This window comes from Acidiferrobacter sp. SPIII_3 (assembly GCF_003184265.1).
Lineage (GTDB): Bacteria > Pseudomonadota > Gammaproteobacteria > Acidiferrobacterales > Acidiferrobacteraceae > Acidiferrobacter.
In genome coordinates, this window is the sequence record NZ_CP027663.1 from 1896172 (window position 1) to 1912951 (window position 16780).

Here is a 16780-nt window from a genome sequence, read left to right on the forward strand (position 1 = left end):
GATCGAAGGCCGGGCACAGGCCGCACCCCGATCATGATCGGGGCCCGAGGCGCGCCAGAACGCGACGTGCCAGCTCTTCGTCGACCACCGCCCGCACCGGCACATACCAGAGCCCGGAACACCCCAGGGACTCGCACTTTACGGCATCTTTTTCCGTCATGACCACCGGATCATCGGTGTCGAAGCGGAGGTCTTCGACAGAATATCGGTGATGGTCGGGAAACGGATGGGCAATGACCTGAAGCCCCCAGCCCTCCAGGGCCCGAAAGAAGCGCTGCGGGTGCCCGATGCCGGCCACCGCATGCACGCGCCGCAGGTCCGCAAGCCCCACCTCGGCGGGGCCGCCCACGGCATAGGCCCTGTCACCGGCAAGCCCCATGGACCACTCGCCCGCCGCGGCATGCCCCTGCGTCACGCGAAAATCCAGACGATCCCAGCGGGTGCGGGGTTCGCGCAAAGGACCTCCCGGCAGGCACAACCCGTTTCCAAAGCGCCGCACCCCATCGAGGATCCCGATCTCCAGGCACCGTCCCAGGCGATAATGCTGCAGACCATCGTCGGCCACGATCACATCGCACCCGAGCTCGACCAAGGCCTGTGCGCCGGCCACCCGGTCACGGGCGGCGATGACCGGCCCAGGGGCATGGCGGGCCAGCAGCACGGCCTCATCGCCGGCGCACCCCGGATCGCTATCCGCGCCCACGCGCAGCACGCCCCGGTTGCGACCCCCGTAACCGCGCAATACGATGCCCGGACGCAACCCGGCAGCCGAAAGCCGCGCGCACAGCCACAAGACGAAAGGCGTCTTCCCGGTCCCGCCCACGGTCACGTTACCGACCACGATGACCGGGACCGGAAGCCTGTGGACGGCGCGCAGGCCGGCCGTATAAAGGCGCCGGCGCAAGACCGCAAGCGCGCAATAGAGGACGCTCACCGGCCACAGGAGCCGGCTCCAAAGACCGGTCGCGGCCCAATGACGCCAGGGATCGCTCAGCATGCGCAGACCTGTGCCACCAGTGCTTCGGCGGCCTCCCCGGCAGAGCGCCGCTCCCGCCAGAAATAGCGCCGTAACGTGTCGGCGGCCACGCGCGCCGCCCCGGGGTTCGCCAAAAGCCCCGCCCAGTACGTCACGAGCTCGGCCGTATCGACTTCGGCGAGCGGCGCAGTCCCCGGCAGGTCGAGTCCGGCGACATGCGCCGCGCTCACCACGCGCCCTCCGGCAAGTACTGCCCATAACAAGGGTTCCGACGGCCTTATGAGGTGGACGGCCGTGCAACTCGCCGCGAGCGCCGGCCAAAACCGCTCCTCATCCACCCAGACCACGCTGCCTGGCGCCAACGGGCGACGATCCTCGTTCCAGGCGCTCAGACGGTTCGCGCCGGGAGTCGGGCTACCGAGAAACAGCACATCGTGGGCGCCCCCCGGGGACGCCTGCCAGGCCTGTGCAATGCCCGCGGCGATCGCCGGCGAGGCATCGGTCACCCAGAACAAGGCGCGCGCGTGGGCCCCGGCCAACCCCTGAAAGACCGGCTCCACCTGCGCCACGGCAAGCAGTGCGTAAAATGGCGCGGCCCAATGCACGCGATCACGCCAGGCCTGCTGCTCGCTCGCGGTCTGCGGAAAGCCCACACACCCCTCGGCCCCCGCCCCAGGCGGCCCATGCACGATACAGCAAGGCACTCCGGCCGCTTTCAGTCCGGCCGCGAGATGCGGTCGCATGCCCTCGCCGAGCGCCACCACATAGGCCGGGCGCAGCCGTTCCAGAACGCGCCGGGTGGCGGCGCGCCGATCCGCGGGCCCGTAGCCGAAGCCGAGGTTGGTGATGGCCTTGAGCCGGGCAAGCATCGCTTTGTGCTCATATTCGAATGTCACGACGATCGGCCGGTCCGCGCTGCGTTCGCGCACCGTGCGCGCGATCTCCGCGGCCAGCCGCCCGCTCACCTCGCGCGCATCGGACTTGATCCATATCAGACGCGCGTGTGCTGCCGGCGGCCGCAACAAACCGAGACGGGCGTTGGCGCGCGCCGTATTGCCGGTCAATCGATCGCGGACGTCGGCCACGACCCCCGCAAGCAGCCGTCCTTCATAGACACGATCAGCCATGAAACTGCATCTGGTGCAGTCGCGCATACATCTTGTTCAGCGCCAGAAGCTCGGCATGCGTCCCACGCTCCACGACCCGACCCTTGCTCATGACGAGGATGCAATCGGCATGCTCTATCGTCGATAAACGGTGCGCAATGACGATCGTCGTGCGATTTTGCATGAGCCGGATCATGGCGGCTTGCACATGGCGCTCGGACTCGGTATCGAGCGCCGCGGTCGCCTCATCAAGGATCAGGACCGGGGCATTCTTCAGTAACGCGCGGGCAATGGCGATACGCTGACGCTGCCCGCCTGATAGCCTTACCCCGCGCTCCCCCACCAACGTATCCAGGCCGCGCGGGAGATCCTTCAAAAACTCCGCGACATGGGCCGCCTCGACGATCTCCATGAGCCGTGCATCGTCGGTGACGCCCTTGTGCCCATAGAGGATGTTTTCGCGGATGGTCGAATCGAACAGTACCGTTTCCTGGCTCACGAGCGCGATATGCGAGCGCAGGTCGGCAAGCGTGATCTCGCGCGTGTCCACGCCGTCCAGGGTGATGTAGCCGGATTCCGCGTTATAGAAGCGCGGCAGGAGATTGGCTACGGTGGTCTTGCCGCTCCCCGAGGTGCCGACCAACGCCACCGTCTGCCCGGCGGGCACGGTAAACGATACCTCGCTGACCGCTCGCCGGCCTTCCGGACTATATCGAAATGAGACATCGTGATAGGCGACGTCTCCGCGCACATCGGTCAACACGCGCTGCCCGGTCTCGGTCTCGGGCGGCTGATCGATGAACGAAAACACGCTCTGCGACGCAGCCATGCCGGTCTGCAAAGTCTCATTGACCTGCGTCAGCCGCTTGATGGGCGCGAGCAGCATCATCATCGCCGCCACATATGACATGAAGCCCCCGACGGTCGCGTGCGGCTCGCGCATCGCCGCGTACACCACCCATGCCAGGGCCGATGCGGCCATCAGCTGCACCACCGGCACCCCCGAGGCCGCGACGCGCGTGCGCCGCATGTTCTCGCGCCGGTTGGCCTCATTGGCATGCGTGAAGCCGCGCAGGGCCTCGTCCTGACCGGCAAAGGTCTTTATGACTCGATGTCCGTCCGCGGCCTCCTGAACGACATGCGAGATCGCCCCCATGGAATCCTGGATCGAACGACTGGTGCGCCGGAAACGCTTGCCCATGCGGCGGTTCACCCACGTGATCACCGGCGCCGCCACCAGGATGGCTATGGTCAGCTTCCAGTTCAGATAGAACATCCATCCAAGGAGGCCCAGGACGGTGGCGTTGTCCTTTACAAGCGTCGACAACGCGCGCGTGGCGGCGCTCGCCACCTGCTCGACATCATAGATGAGTTTGGCTATGAGGACCCCGGAGGAATGGGCATCGAAGAAGGTCGTCGGCAGATAAAGGAGGTGCGAGAACATCTGGCCGCGGATATCGAAGACCACCCGCCGTCCGACCCAGTTCATCAGGTAATTGGAGGCAAACGACGCGACCCCGCGCACCAGGAACAGGCCCACGACGGCGATCGGCATGAGGCGCATGCTCACCGGATTCCTGTGCACAAAGCCGCCATTCAAGAGCGGGCGCATGAGCGCGGCAAACACCGGCTCGGTGGCCGATCCAACCATCATCCCGACCACCGCCAGCAGAAAACTTCGGCGATAAGGCCATGTATAGCGCAGCAGCCTTCGGTAGAGACCTCCCTCGGATTCCGTCACGATGTCTTGCGCACCTTGGTCGCAAAAACGATCCGGCCGAGACCAAGCCGCCGGGCCGCGTCCAGGGCATGCACGATGGCGCGGTAAGGCGCGTTACGGTCCGCATACAAAATGACGGGCGTGTTCGGGCCATGCGCGTGGGCGGCCAGCGCGCGCATCAGGGATCGCTCGGTACCCGCCACCACCGCGCCATCCACCGCGAAAGTGCCGGCCCTGTCGATTACGATATGCACACCCTGGATCTTGATCGGCTGTTTCGGGTGCGCCTGGGGTAGCTGGACCTTGAGCGACGATTCGTGGGCAAAACTCGTCGTCAGGACGAGAAAGATGAGGGTCATGAGCAACACGTCGATCATCGGCACGAGATTGATCTCCGGCTCCTCGGGTATACGTTTGCGAAAGCGCATCAGCCCGCCTCGCGCTCGCCTTTCAGGATCTCGACCAATCGCACGGCCTCGCGCTCCATGTCGGCGAGCAGGGTGTTGACGCGCGAGCGCAGGTATCGATAAAAAATGAGGCTCGGTATGGCGATGCCAAGGCCGGTGGCGGTCGTCGTAAGGGCCTGGGCGATACCGGTCGCGAGCACCGCGGGGTTTCCCACGCCCGCCTCGCCGAGCCCCGAGAACATGCGGATCATGCCAAGCACGGTGCCCAGAAGCCCGAGAAACGGGGCGATCGCCGCAATCGTGCCGAGCGCGTCCAGATAACGGTCGAGTTCCGACGCCACATGGCGCCCGGCGTCCTCGATCGCCTCGCGCACGACCGCCCGCGAATGGCGCCTGTTCACGAGCCCCACGGCCAGCACCTGACCCAAGGCCGATCCCTCCTCCAGGGTCCGTAATTGCTCGGGGGTTATATCGCCCCGCGTAACCCATTCACGCGCCGTGGCCGCCGCCCCCGGGGGCGCCACGCGCGCGCGGCGCAGTGCCACCAGACGCTCCCCTATGATCGCCACCGCCAACACGGAACATAACAACAGCGGCCACATGACAAAGCCGCCCGCCTTTATGAGTTCCAGCACCGCGCTCATCCTTCTTTGATCGTCATTACTCTAACAAGGCCCTGGAGACGTGGGAAGCGCGTCGGTATCGGTCACTGAAAGGCAGCCGTCCACAATGACACCCACCCGCCCCATCGACTGCGCCAGTTCGTGGTCATGCGTGACGAGCACGAGGCTCGTACCAAACGACGCGTTCAGATCCCGCAGCAGCGCAAAAACGTCCGCGGCGTTGCGCGTGTCGAGATTACCGGTCGGCTCATCGGCCAGCACGCACCGCGGCTCGTGAACCACGGCCCGGGCAATGGCCACCCTCTGGCGCTCCCCGCCCGACAACTCCGAGGGCTTGTGCAAGGCGCGATCCGCGAGTCCCACGCGCTTTAGCATGGCCTGCGCCCGCTGATGAGCGCGGCGTACGGGCTCGCGCCGGATCAAAAGCGGCATGGCCACGTTTTCGAGCGCCGTGAACTCCTGCAGGAGATGATGGAACTGATAGACAAAGCCGAGCATGCGATTGCGCACCCGCCCGCGCTCGGCCTCGCTCAGTCGCCCCATATCCTGCCCATCCACCCATATCCGGCCCGAGGTCGGCTGGTCGAGGCCCGCCAGCAGATGCAAAAGCGTGCTCTTGCCGGCCCCTGATGCGCCCACGATGGCGATGGTATCGGCCGGCCTTACCACGACATCCACGCGGCGCAGGACATCCACCGACAACACGTCCTCGATGAAGGTCTTGGCCACCGCCTCGGCGCGGATCACGTCATTCATTCGTAGCGCAGCGCCTCGGCCGGTTGGGTCTTCGAGGCCCGCCATGCGGGATACAAGGTCGCCAGAAAACTCATGAGAAAGGATGCGACCGCGACATGCACCACGTCCTGCCAGCGCAGATGCGACGGCAATTGACTGATGTAATACACGTTGGCGGACAGGAAGTGCGTATGAAAGACGTGCTCGATGAACGGCACGATCGTAGTCACATTCAACGACAACACGACGCCCGCCACCACCCCGATCGCAGTCCCGAGGAGCCCTATCAGCGTACCCTGCACGAGAAAGATCGCGAGCACGCTCAAAGGGCTTGCGCCCAGTGTGCGCAGGATGGCGATATCGGCGCGCTTATCGGTCACCACCATGACCAGGGTAGCCACGATATTGAAGGCCGCCACCGCCACGATGAGCAACAGGATCACGAACATCACGGTCTTCTCGATCTTCAGTGCGCGAAAGAAGTTGGCATGTTTCTCGCTCCAGTCGCGCACCGCGTCATAGGCCGGCAGCCGCGCCTGCAAGACCCGGCGCACGGCCGGGGCACGGTTGATGTCGGCAAGCTTCAGGCGCACCCCGCTCACATCCCCACCCATACGATAAAGGGCCTGGGCATCCTTCATGTTGATCAGGGCCAGTCCGGCATCGTATTCGTACATCCCGACATCGAAGATCCCCACCACGCGGAAGCTCCGTAACCGCGGCAGAAAGCCCGCCGGGGTCACCATGCCACCGGGGGCCACCAACAACACGCGCGAACCCAGGGTGGCCCCGAGGCGCCACGCCAGATAACGGCCGAGCACGATCCCAAAACGGCCGGGACGCAGGGCCGCAAGCCGTCCTTGCACGATGTGCGCGGCAATGTCCGATACCGCCTTCTCCTTGTTCGGGATCACCCCACGCACCAAGGCCCCGCTCGAGTAGCGCCCGTGAACCAGCAGCGCCTCCCCGCGCACATAAGGGGCGGCCGCGATCACACCCTTCTCGCGCAAGGCGACATGCGCCGCCTTTTGCCAATCCGCCAGGCGATGACGGGGGCCGCTTATGGTCACATCGGAGATCACGCCGAGTATGCGATTACGCAACGTCCTCTGGAATCCGTTCATGACCGACAATACGGTGATGAGCGCCATGACGCCCAATGCGATGCCCACCAGCGAGGTCACGGATATGAACGAAATAAAATGATTGCGCCGCCTGGCGCGCATGTAGCGCAGGCCGATAAAGAGCTCGAAGAACCGTGTCATGCGCGCCTTGTATCCTCGGTGCTGCCGGACGCAAGAGCCGAGGCAAGCCGCGTGAGGCTGGCCTTCAGGGGGGCATCACAGACGACCTCGGCCAGCGATTCGAAGCACCGCGATCCGACCGCCGAGCGCACGGGCCGCCCTTCGCTTCCCCGGCTCCGCGCAACCTCCCACCCGACACGCCGGACCACGATCTCGCGAAGGGCGCCAAGGCCGGGCTCGGCGCGCAGACGCACCAGCAGGTCCGGTGTCTCCTGGCGCAGCCGCGCCGCCTGCGCCGAACCCGGCGCCACCACAAACAACCGCCCGCGACAATAAAAAAGCGCCTCCACGGCGCGCAGGCCCTCTGGCCGGCAACGCGCCCACAGCGCCCCCAGGGCCGGTCCTTGTATGAGATCTGCGGGCGGTCTGGGCAGCGAACGGTCGAGAATGCGGACGATAGCTTGCATGCCGGCAGTATGCCAGAGCGACACGGCTTTGGATATGCGCCCAGGCCCGCTACACTCATAGCCATGGGTGACTTATGTGAACGCTACACTCATATCATGGCGCGGATCGCGCAGGCGGCGCGCGTAAGTGGCCGGCCGACCAGCGCCGTGCGTCTCGTGGCGGTCTCCAAGACCCATACCGCGCAGGCCGTGGCGCAGCTCGCGGCCTGCGGACAACGACATTTCGGCGAAAGCCGCGCCCAGGAGGGCGTGGCCAAGATCGCCGTCATGCCCGACGCGGCCTTCGAATGGCACTTCCTTGGACCTGTGCAGCGCAACAAGGCGCGCCTCATCGCCCGCCACTTCCATTGGCTGCACTCGCTCGAGGGGCTCGATGCCGCCGAGGCCCTGTCACGTCACGCGCATGCCGCGGACACCACGCTGCGTGTCTTGATCGAGGTCAACGTGACCGCAGACCCGCGCAAACATGGGCTTTCGGCAGCGGCCCTGCCGGCCTTCCTCGAGGCCTATTGCACGCGCGCCTGGCCCGGCCTTAGGCTCTCCGGACTCATGACCATGGCCGCCCACGGCGCCCCGGAGAGCGCGGCGCGCGCCACCTTCGCGCGCCTGCGCGAGCTCGCCGCCGACTGTCGCCGGGCCTTCGGTCTGGCAGGCTTCGATGAATTGTCGATGGGCATGAGTGATGACTATCACTGGGCGATCGCCGAAGGCGCCACCATGGTGCGTATCGGTCGGGCATTGTTCGGGGCGCGCGATATCGGATAAATCCCGGCGCCGTCAACCCTCGTAGGCCGCCACCAGCGTGGCCCCGGCGGCCACCGCCAGCGCCCCGCCCAGGGCGCGCGCGGTCAGTGCCCCGTGCAACAGCAGGTGTTGCGAAAAGGCCGCGGTCACCACCTCGACGAGCAACAACACCGACGACTGGCGGACCGGCAAGGCCGTGACGCCGTATTGCACGAGCAGGGTGATGGTAAAGATCCCGAGACCGCCTGCCACCACCGCGGCCAACACGGCAAGCCCCTGAGGGTGCGGCACGCCGCGCGCGCTGACGGCAAGCGCCACGAGGCCCACGCCGACCACGCCCGCGAACGTGGCCAAAAGCTTGGCGGCGAGCGCCACATCGGGCTGCGCGCGCAGTATCACGTTGGCGCCGGCAAACGCCGCCCCGGATGCGAGCGCTAGGACATCGAAACCATTCAAGGTCGGGGCCGCCTGGCGCCATAGCAGCATCATGACCCCAGTCAGGGCCGTGGCAATCCCCGCCACTACCGGCAACGACAGGCGCTCCTTGAGAAAGACCCGCGCGGCCAGTACCGACCACACCGGGGAGAGGTAAAAGAGCAGCGTGACGCGCAGGATGTTGTCATGTAAAACCGCGACCACGAAACCGATATTGGTGATACCGCCGAGCACCGCCAACGCCAGCCATATGCGGCGCGGGACACCCGTGCAGCGCCCGCCACGGCATAAGACCAGGCTGGCGGCGGCCGCGCCGCCATACATGAGGAGCGCAAGCCACACCCCCGACAGGCCGGCCTGGGCGAGCCTGCGCAACGGATACCAGATCACACCCCAGGAGCCGGCGCCCACCATGAGCGCTACCGCCGGCCATGCCTTCTTGGTCATGGCCGCGCGCTCCCGTATAATCCGCCGATCTTATGCGCCCGCATCGCCCATGAACCCCACTCTCGAACGGCTCCACCCCTACCCGTTCCAACGGCTCGCGGCCTTGACCGCGGACCTTGCGCCGGCGGCGTTGCCACGCATCAACATGGCGATCGGTGAACCACGCCACCCGACGCCGGATCTTGTGATAGCGGAGCTTACAGGCGCCCTTGACGCCCTGTCGACCTACCCGTCGACGCGCGGCACCGCGGCCCTGCGCGCGGCCATTACCGACTGGCTCACGCGCCGCTTTCGGCTGCCCCCGGGGGCTATCGACGCCGAGCGCCATGTGCTGCCGACCTCGGGCAGCCGCGAGGCCCTCTACTCGGTAGTGCAGGCGCGCGTCGACCGCCGCACTGAACGTCCGGTGGTGATCATGCCCAACCCGTTCTATCAGATCTATGAAGGCGCGGCGCTGCTGGCCGGTGCCGAACCCTATTACGTGAACACCGGCGGGGCACGCGATACGGTCATGAATGCACGGGCCATACCGCGCGCCATCCTCGAACGCGCCCAGGTCGTGATCACCTGCAGTCCCGGCAACCCCACGGGCCAGGTCATGGGGCGGGGCGAATATGGCGAGCTCCTGGAACTCGCCCACCGCCATGACTTCCTGATCGTTGCCGATGAATGCTATTCGGAGATCTACCCCGACGAGGACCACCCACCCGAGGGTCTGCTGGCCGCGGCGGTCGCCCATGGCGTCCATGACTTCGCGCACTGCGTGGCCGTCCACAGCCTCTCCAAGCGCTCCAACGTCCCGGGACTGCGGTTTGGCTTCGTGGCGGGCGACGCCGGGTTCATGGCGGCCTTGTTCACGTTGCGCACCTATTTTGGTTCAGCCCCCTCGCAACTCGCCCAGCGCGCGGCGGTCGCAGCACTGGGCGATGAGACCCACGTGCGCGAGAACCGCCGGCTGTACCGCGAGAAATTCGCCGATGTCATCGCCATCCTCGATGGCGTCCTGCCGGTCACGCGCCCCGACGGGGGGTTTTATCTCTGGGTGCCGACACCGATCGATGACGAGGCCTTCGTGGCCGGCCTCTATGCCACCCAGAACCTCCTGGCGCTCCCCGGCTCCTATCTCTCGCGGCCAAGCGGGGGTCGGGATCCGGGTGCCGGCCTCATCCGTCTGGCACTCGTCGGTCCGCGCGCCGAATGCCAGGAGGGCGCGCATCGCCTGCGGTCCTATGTCGAATCGTTAACAAGGAGTCAGAATGACACATCAAGCGCTCATTGAAGCCGCCTACGAAGATCGCGCGCGGATTACCCCGCGCAGCGTCGATACCGCGGTCAAGGACGCAATCCAGAGCGTCATTGATGACCTCGACCGCGGCGCCCTGCGCGTCGCCGAGCCGCTCGACGGCGGCTGGAAGGTCCATGAATGGATCAAGAAGGCGGTGTTGCTCTCCTTTCGGATCGAGGACAACACACTCGTCAAGGGCGGCGAGGCCCTGTATTACGACAAGGTCCCCTCGAAGTTCGCGACCTACGATTCTCATCGATTCCGCGAGGGGGGATTTCGCGTGGTGCCGCCGGCGGCCGTGCGCCGCGGGGCCTACATCGGGCCCCAGACCGTACTCATGCCGTCGTATGTCAATATCGGTGCCTATGTCGACAGCGGCACCATGGTCGACACCTGGGCCACCGTAGGCTCGTGCGCGCAGATCGGGAAAAACGTCCATCTGAGCGGCGGCGTCGGCATAGGCGGCGTCCTGGAGCCCTTGCAGGCCGCGCCGACGATCATCGAGGACGACTGCTTCATAGGCGCGCGCTCGGAGATCGTGGAAGGTGTCATCGTCGAGCGCGGGAGCGTCATTTCCATGGGCGTTTTCATCGGCCAGAGCACGAAGATCCTGAACCGCGATACCGGTGAGATCCTTTATGGCCGCGTGCCGGCGGGTTCGGTGGTGGTGTCAGGCTCGCTACCGGCCAAGGATGGCAGCCACAGCCTTTATTGCGCGGTCATCGTCAAGCGCGTGGACGCGAAGACCCGCGCCAAGGTCGGGATCAACGCGCTTTTGCGTGACATCTAGCCCCATGGATCCGACACTGGCACTGGCCATGGAACTGATCGGGCGCGCATCGGTCACGCCGGATGACGCCGGCTGCCAGGCGCATATCGCGGGATTATTGCAGGCGGCGGGCTTTCATACGGAATCGCTGGTGTTCGGCGAGGTGACCAACCTCTGGGCCCGTCATGGCACGGCCGCCCCGCTCGTCGTATTTCTCGGACACACCGATGTGGTCCCGCCCGGCCCGCCCTCCGACTGGACCACACCGCCGTTTGCGCCGGCCATCCGCGACGGCATGCTCTATGGGCGCGGGGCGGCGGACATGAAGGGCGCGGTGGCGGCGTTCGTGCAGGCCCTGATTGGGTTCGTGGAGCGCCACCCCCGACACCCGGGCTCCGTGGGCCTTCTGCTCACCTCCGATGAGGAGGGCCCCGCCCGTGACGGCACCGCCCAGGTCCTAAAGACCCTGGCTTCGCGTGGCGAGTCCATCACGTACTGTCTCGTGGGCGAGCCCTCGTGTCAGGCGCTACTCGGCGATACCGTCAAACACGGCCGGCGAGGGTCCCTGAACGGCGACCTGGTGATCCATGGTATCCAGGGCCATGTGGCCTACCCAGAGCTTGCCGACAACCCCATCACGCGCTTCGCGCCGGCCTTGCAGGCCCTGGTGTCGATCGCCTGGGACGAGGGGTCCGCGGATTTCCCGCCGACACGCCTGCAGTTCTCCAATATCCAGGCCGGGACCGGCGCGGATAATGTCATCCCGGGGAGCCTGCATGCGCTCTTCAATCTGCGCTACGGGCCGGCGACACCGGCACCCGTACTGCGCGCGCGCATCGAGGAGGTCCTTGCCGCCCACGATCTCCGCTACACCCTCACCTGGCGACTCTCCGGGGAACCGTTTTTGAGCGGTGATGGCCCGCTCAGGGCGGCGCTGGCAGCAAGCATCCGCGCCGAGACCGGTCGGGAGCCGCAGTACTCGACCGGCGGGGGAACGTCCGATGGTCGGTTCGTTGCGCCCTTTGGTGCCCAAGTTCTTGAATTTGGGCCCCTCAACGGCTCTATTCATAAAGTGAATGAAGCGGTTTCCGTGGACGATCTCGTGCGCCTGACCCGGATCTATCAGGGAACGCTGGAGCGGATCTGGGCGCTTTGAGGGGCGCGGCGTCGTCTATAATGACCATCCAGGAGCCACCACTGTTATGGACACCATGCCGAGTATCATTGTGAAGCTAAAGCACGCTGTCATACGGCAAGTGCAACTCCCCCAGGGCGATCTGTCCATAGGTCGCAGACGCAGCCATGCCCTGGTCCTGGAAGACGCGGCGGTCAGCGCCGACCACGCGAGCATATTCACTGTCGGTCAGGACTCCTTTCTGAAGGACCTGGACAGCACCAATGGGACCTACATCAACAATCGCCGGACCCGCAAACATCACCTGAAGCCCGGCGATGAGATCGTGATCGGCAAATATACCCTCCTTTATCAGGATCGGGATGTGGCGCCGATCACGACGCCTCAGCCCGCGGCCATCGATGACGCCGCCTTGTTCGTTCTGAGCGGATTCAACAGCGGAAAGCGCATAGAGCTCACGAGCACGGTCACACACCTCGGCATGGCGGGGCAATCGGCGGCCCTTCTTTCGCGCACCGGCGACCGTTACACTCTCATGATCGGTCCCGATGTGGCGCACGTGGCGCACAACGGCAAGTCCGTGGCGCCCGGCGGTCAGGTATTGACATCGGGCGACATTATCGAAGTGGGAGACACCCGGCTTCAGTTTTATCAACATTGAGCGCTTGACGTGCCCGGTGCCAGGACAGTAGCTTTAACCCCCGGACTGTGGCCACATCAGCGGCCGAGGCGCGGGGAATGAATATGGATGACTTGAGGGCGCAGAATCTGCGAGTGGAGTTCGCGGAAACGGCGGACGAGATCGCAGAGGCGCAAAGACTGCGCTATCAGGTCTTTGCTCGCGAGCTGGGGGCGGCGATCGGTGACCGGGATCGCGAATATGACGAGGACCGCTTCGATCCCTACTGCGTCCATATCGTCGTCCGCGATGAGGGCGGCCGCGTGGTAGCCTGCTCGCGCATCCTGCCGCACGATGCCGCGCACCGGTGCGGCGGGTTTTATTCCCAGACCGAGTTCGATCTCACCCCGATCCTCGGTCTGCCCGGCCGCATCATGGAAGTCGGCCGCATCTGCGTCCATACCGACTATCGCCGGGGGCCGGCGATCGCCTTGCTCCTCGCGGGGCTCGCGCAATTCATGGAAGACGGCCCTTACGATTACCTCATCGGCTGCGGCAGCGTACCGTTGAGTCCGGATCGCGCCCAGGCCTTGCGGACCGTGGCCACGCTCATCCGCCATTATGGCTGCCCTGAACCCTATCGCGTCACCCCCCGTCATCCGCTGCCGGTCGTGGACGGCGCGGATGACGAGACCGCGGCGCCGGCCTTGCTGCGCGCCTATATGCGCCTCGGCGCCTACGTCGGCGGCCCTCCTTGCCTGGATGCGGCATTCGATGTCGCCGACGTCCTCATCATCCTCTTCCGCAACCGGTTCAATCGTCGCTACCTTGAGCGCCTCCTCGGGCGTTCCTACAAACAAAAGGTCGCGTGAAGCTCCCCGGCGGGGCCCCAGTCCGGCTGCTGGCGCTGATCGGACATGCCTTGTGGGGTGTGGCGGTGACCGCCCTCGCCCCGTCCGGCGCCCTCAGTAATAGCGCCGGCGGGCGACGCATCGCGCGCTTCTGGCACCGCGGCGTCCTCGCCATCCTCGGGATCCGGCTCAAGGCCATGGGTAAACCCCTGGAGGCGCCGGTCCTTATCGTGGCCAACCACATCTCCTGGGTCGATATTGCCGCCCTCGGCGCCCTATGCCCCGGACACTTCGTCGCCAAGTCGGAAATCGAGGCCTGGCCCGTGATCGGCTGGCTCGCGCGCCAGGCCGGCACCTATTACATCCAGCGTGGGGACCGCACGGCCTCGGCAGGCGTCGCCCAGCGCATGACCGAGGCCTTCCTGCGCCATCAATCGGTGCTGCTGTTTCCCGAGGGGACATCGACCGACGGGCGCGAGGTGCGCCCCTTTCATGCGCGCCTGTTCGCCGCCGCGATAGAGGCCAACTGTCCGGTCCAGCCAGTCGTGTTGAGCTACCCAGACACCCAGGGCGGCATCCATCCGGCCGCGCCCTTCATAGGGGACGATACGCTGGTCAATCACCTCTGGGGACTCTTGCGCGCGCGCGGCGAATTCACAGTCGAGGTTCGTTTCCTTGCCCCGGAACTCCCGACCGGCCTCAGCGCCCGCACACTTGCCAATCGCGCCCACGAAGTCATCGTCGCCCACCACGGCGGCATGCGCGGCGCGCCGGCGGACGGTTTATCGGAATAACGGCCCGGGTCCGTCGTGTAGGGATTTGTAAAGCCCGGCGGCGCCGGCTCAGCAAGTCGGGTATCCTGTCGCCATGCCGCGTATCCTCCTGGTCGACGATGACGCACGCCTGCGCGAGCTTTTGAGCCGCTACCTCTCGGAGCAGGGCTTCGTGGTCGCCGCCGTGCCCGACGGACGCGCCATGGACAAGGCCTTGGCGCGCGCCGCCTACGATCTCCTCATCCTGGATATCATGCTGCCGGGAGAAAGCGGCCTCGATGTCTGCCGGCGCCTGCGTGCCGAGGGTCGTTATATCCCGCTGCTCATGCTCACCGCACGCGGCGACGAGGCCGATCGCATCATGGGGCTCGACCTCGGGGCCGACGACTATCTGGCCAAACCCTTCAACCCCCGCGAACTCGTGGCGCGTATCAATGCCGTGTTGCGCCGTCAACGCCCGCCCGACGACAAGAAGCTGCGCTTCGGGCGCTATCAGCTCGATATCCACGAACGCGCCCTGACCGCAGACGGGACACCCGTGGATCTTACGACCGCCGAATTCGATCTCTTGCGTGTACTTGCCACCCACCCGCGCCAGCCCTTGTCGCGCGACATCCTGATGCAGCTCGCCAGAGGCCGTGACCACATGCCCTTCGATCGCTCCATTGACGTACGGATCTCGCGCCTGCGCCGCTTGCTTGAGGATGACCCGGCCAAACCGCGCTTCATCCAGACCGTGTGGGGCTTTGGCTATGTGTTCAATCCGGGCGATACCCCGTGAGACTGTGGCCCGATACCCTCTTTGGGCGCACCGCGCTCGTCATCGCGCTCGCGCTCGTCATCGCCCAGGCCACCTTCCTGATCCTGGCGCGGCTGTCTTTCAGTCGCGTGCACGTCACGCAAATCGCCGACCTCGTGGCCGGCGAGGCGCGAATCGCCGGTGCCGCCCGCTCCCTGGTGCCACCCGGCCGGCAAACGACCCTGATGCACGCCCTGAAGGCGGCTGGCGTGCATTACGACCCCACCCCACCCGCAGGTCCGCGCGCCCGTGGCCCGTTCGCGCGCGCCCTCACCCGCGAACTGGCGGCCCGCGGCGTCCCGGCGCGCGTCGCGTTGCGACCGCAGGGGCTGCTCATAGAGACGCACGGCGCCGGCGCGCCGGTCTCTGTCCATCTGCCGGGCCGCCCTCCGGCCCTCCCCTGGCCGCGCATCGGCTTTCTGATAGTCGGCGCGGTACTGACCGGCGCGGGGGCGCTACTGGTGGTACGGCGCGTCAACCGGCCGCTCGCCGCGCTCGCCCAAGCCGCCACCGGCTTCGGCCGCGGCGAGACCCCGCCCCCCCTGCCGGAAGATGGCCCGGCGGAGATCCGCAGGGTGTCGCGGGCCTTCAACCGCATGACCGAGGATGCGCGCCGTTATGAGCGCGATCGGGCGCTGCTGCTGGCCGGCGTGTCCCACGACCTGCGCACGCCGCTTGCGCGCATGCGCTTGGCCGTGGAGATGTATGGGGGTGATCCTGAATTGCAGGCGGGCATGGTCCAGGATATCGAGGAGATGGATGCGATCCTGGCCGAATTTCTCGCCTATGCCCGTCACGGTGTCCAAGAGGCCCCGGTCATGGGCGACCTCAATGCGCTGGTCCACGATGTGGTCTGGCGCTTCCGGCGTCACACACCCGATATCGACTACCAGCCCGAGCTGGTGCCACGCTTCCCCTACCGGCCCGTCGCCATCGGCCGGCTGGTATCGAACTTGGTGGATAATGCCGTCTCCCACGGCAAACCGCCGATCGTGGTGCGTCTCTTGGCCACCGAAGGCTGCGTGCGCATCGTGATAGACGATAGCGGCCCGGGCCTGAGCGAGGCGCGCTGCACAGAACTCGTCGCCGCTCGCGAACTGCACGCGAGCGACCGCCGCGGGCTCGGGCTTGCCATCGCACGACGGATCGCCGAGGCCCACGGCGGCACGCTCGACCTCGCTCCACGCGACGGGGGCGGGCTGCGCGTCACTATCCGTCTCCCCCTGCCCGGGGATGCCCGTTTATTCGAAGGCGCAGCCGGTGCGCAGGCCCATCGCCTTTAGGATTTTGGCCAAGGGGCACAAACCGGTGAACGCCGCCTGCAAGAGATTCGCGCCCACAAAGGCCGTGACCCACAACCAATCGGCGGACACATAATGCGCAAGCAGCAGACTGAGCAGGACCACGCTTCCGGCAAAGGCCATCACGACCCGATCGACTGACATAAATCACCTCCTGAGAGTTGACACATGGACTTATTATATCATGGATCGCTAATATTGTAGGGGCGACGGCGACCCGAGACCCCATGAATCACCGTCGCCCTGCGGACATCCGGGCGCGCCGACATCATCGGTGGCAGGCCGGTACACCCTGCCTGCCGCCCCGAAAGCTCTTACGCCACGCGCGAGCGACCCAAGCCCTC

At 66.1% G+C, this 16780-nt stretch carries 19 protein-coding genes; 9 read left to right on the forward strand and 10 right to left on the reverse strand.

Features of this window, described 5'->3' with window-relative positions; genetic code table 11:
• Positions 1 to 31: 31 nt before the first annotated feature.
• Genes lpxK through C4901_RS09620 form a run of 8 tightly spaced genes read right to left on the reverse strand, consistent with a single transcriptional unit; the run spans position 32 to position 7278 of the window.
• Complete coding sequence (lpxK, locus tag C4901_RS09585) at positions 32 to 997, reverse strand: tetraacyldisaccharide 4'-kinase (protein ID WP_110137137.1); 966 nt, start codon at positions 995 to 997, stop codon at positions 32 to 34.
• Complete coding sequence (locus C4901_RS09590) at positions 991 to 2103, reverse strand: glycosyltransferase N-terminal domain-containing protein (RefSeq protein ID WP_168185656.1); 1113 nt, start codon at positions 2101 to 2103, stop codon at positions 991 to 993. Before C4901_RS09590 ends, lpxK begins: the two co-directional genes overlap by 7 nt.
• On the reverse strand, positions 2096 to 3823 hold the full coding sequence (gene msbA / locus C4901_RS09595; protein WP_110137139.1) for a lipid A export permease/ATP-binding protein MsbA: 1728 nt from the start codon (positions 3821 to 3823) through the stop codon (positions 2096 to 2098). The genes C4901_RS09590 and msbA overlap by 8 nt, the downstream gene beginning before the upstream one ends.
• A complete protein-coding gene (locus C4901_RS09600; protein WP_110137140.1) occupies positions 3820 to 4230 on the reverse strand; it encodes a biopolymer transporter ExbD in 411 nt (136 codons plus the stop codon). The genes msbA and C4901_RS09600 overlap by 4 nt, the downstream gene beginning before the upstream one ends.
• Positions 4230 to 4844: a MotA/TolQ/ExbB proton channel family protein gene (locus C4901_RS09605; protein ID WP_110138602.1), complete on the reverse strand. Its 615-nt coding sequence runs from the start codon at positions 4842 to 4844 to the stop codon at positions 4230 to 4232. Before C4901_RS09605 ends, C4901_RS09600 begins: the two co-directional genes overlap by 1 nt.
• A 30-nt stretch (positions 4845 to 4874) precedes the next feature.
• Positions 4875 to 5588: an ABC transporter ATP-binding protein gene (locus C4901_RS09610; RefSeq protein ID WP_110137141.1), complete on the reverse strand. Its 714-nt coding sequence runs from the start codon at positions 5586 to 5588 to the stop codon at positions 4875 to 4877.
• Complete coding sequence (locus tag C4901_RS09615) at positions 5585 to 6832, reverse strand: lipoprotein-releasing ABC transporter permease subunit (RefSeq protein WP_110137142.1); 1248 nt, start codon at positions 6830 to 6832, stop codon at positions 5585 to 5587. Before C4901_RS09615 ends, C4901_RS09610 begins: the two co-directional genes overlap by 4 nt.
• Complete coding sequence (locus C4901_RS09620) at positions 6829 to 7278, reverse strand: DciA family protein (RefSeq protein ID WP_145960684.1); 450 nt, start codon at positions 7276 to 7278, stop codon at positions 6829 to 6831. Before C4901_RS09620 ends, C4901_RS09615 begins: the two co-directional genes overlap by 4 nt.
• Before the next feature lie 96 nt (positions 7279 to 7374).
• On the opposite strand from C4901_RS09620, the gene C4901_RS09625 reads away from it, so the two are divergent.
• A complete protein-coding gene (locus tag C4901_RS09625; RefSeq protein WP_205735924.1) occupies positions 7375 to 8043 on the forward strand; it encodes a YggS family pyridoxal phosphate-dependent enzyme in 669 nt (222 codons plus the stop codon).
• A 12-nt stretch (positions 8044 to 8055) separates the two neighbouring features.
• On the opposite strand, the gene C4901_RS09630 is transcribed toward C4901_RS09625, so the two are convergent.
• The gene (locus tag C4901_RS09630; RefSeq protein WP_145960685.1) at positions 8056 to 8904 is read right to left on the reverse strand and encodes a DMT family transporter; all 849 of its coding nucleotides are present in this window, start codon (positions 8902 to 8904) and stop codon (positions 8056 to 8058) included.
• 49 nt (positions 8905 to 8953) lie between these two features.
• On the opposite strand from C4901_RS09630, the gene dapC reads away from it, so the two are divergent.
• The 8 genes from dapC to C4901_RS09670 all read left to right on the forward strand — a co-directional run bounded on the left by dapC (position 8954) and on the right by C4901_RS09670 (position 16418).
• Positions 8954 to 10183: a succinyldiaminopimelate transaminase gene (gene dapC / locus C4901_RS09635; protein WP_110138603.1), complete on the forward strand. Its 1230-nt coding sequence runs from the start codon at positions 8954 to 8956 to the stop codon at positions 10181 to 10183.
• Positions 10161 to 10979, forward strand: coding sequence for a 2,3,4,5-tetrahydropyridine-2,6-dicarboxylate N-succinyltransferase (gene dapD / locus C4901_RS09640; protein ID WP_110137146.1), 819 nt, complete (start codon positions 10161 to 10163; stop codon positions 10977 to 10979). The genes dapC and dapD overlap by 23 nt, the downstream gene beginning before the upstream one ends.
• A 4-nt stretch (positions 10980 to 10983) precedes the next feature.
• On the forward strand, positions 10984 to 12114 hold the full coding sequence (gene dapE, locus C4901_RS09645) for a succinyl-diaminopimelate desuccinylase (RefSeq protein ID WP_110137147.1): 1131 nt from the start codon (positions 10984 to 10986) through the stop codon (positions 12112 to 12114).
• Positions 12115 to 12160: 46 nt separating this feature from the next.
• Complete coding sequence (locus C4901_RS09650) at positions 12161 to 12754, forward strand: FHA domain-containing protein (RefSeq protein WP_110137148.1); 594 nt, start codon at positions 12161 to 12163, stop codon at positions 12752 to 12754.
• An 83-nt stretch (positions 12755 to 12837) separates the two neighbouring features.
• Positions 12838 to 13584 carry a GNAT family N-acetyltransferase gene (locus C4901_RS09655; RefSeq protein WP_168185657.1) on the forward strand — a complete coding sequence of 249 codons (747 nt, stop codon included), beginning with the start codon at positions 12838 to 12840 and terminating at the stop codon, positions 13582 to 13584.
• On the forward strand, positions 13581 to 14357 hold the full coding sequence (locus C4901_RS09660) for a 1-acyl-sn-glycerol-3-phosphate acyltransferase (protein ID WP_110137150.1): 777 nt from the start codon (positions 13581 to 13583) through the stop codon (positions 14355 to 14357). The genes C4901_RS09655 and C4901_RS09660 overlap by 4 nt, the downstream gene beginning before the upstream one ends.
• 73 nt (positions 14358 to 14430) lie before the next feature.
• Positions 14431 to 15117, forward strand: coding sequence for a two-component system response regulator OmpR (gene ompR, locus C4901_RS09665; RefSeq protein WP_110137151.1), 687 nt, complete (start codon positions 14431 to 14433; stop codon positions 15115 to 15117).
• The gene (locus C4901_RS09670; RefSeq protein WP_110137152.1) at positions 15114 to 16418 is read left to right on the forward strand and encodes an ATP-binding protein; all 1305 of its coding nucleotides are present in this window, start codon (positions 15114 to 15116) and stop codon (positions 16416 to 16418) included. The genes ompR and C4901_RS09670 overlap by 4 nt, the downstream gene beginning before the upstream one ends.
• On the opposite strand, the gene C4901_RS09675 is transcribed toward C4901_RS09670, so the two are convergent.
• Positions 16377 to 16580 (reverse strand): DUF2892 domain-containing protein, encoded by a 204-nt coding sequence (locus C4901_RS09675; RefSeq protein ID WP_065970427.1) that lies wholly within the window; start codon positions 16578 to 16580, stop codon positions 16377 to 16379. The genes C4901_RS09670 and C4901_RS09675 overlap by 42 nt on opposite strands.
• Positions 16581 to 16780: the final 200 nt, after the last annotated feature.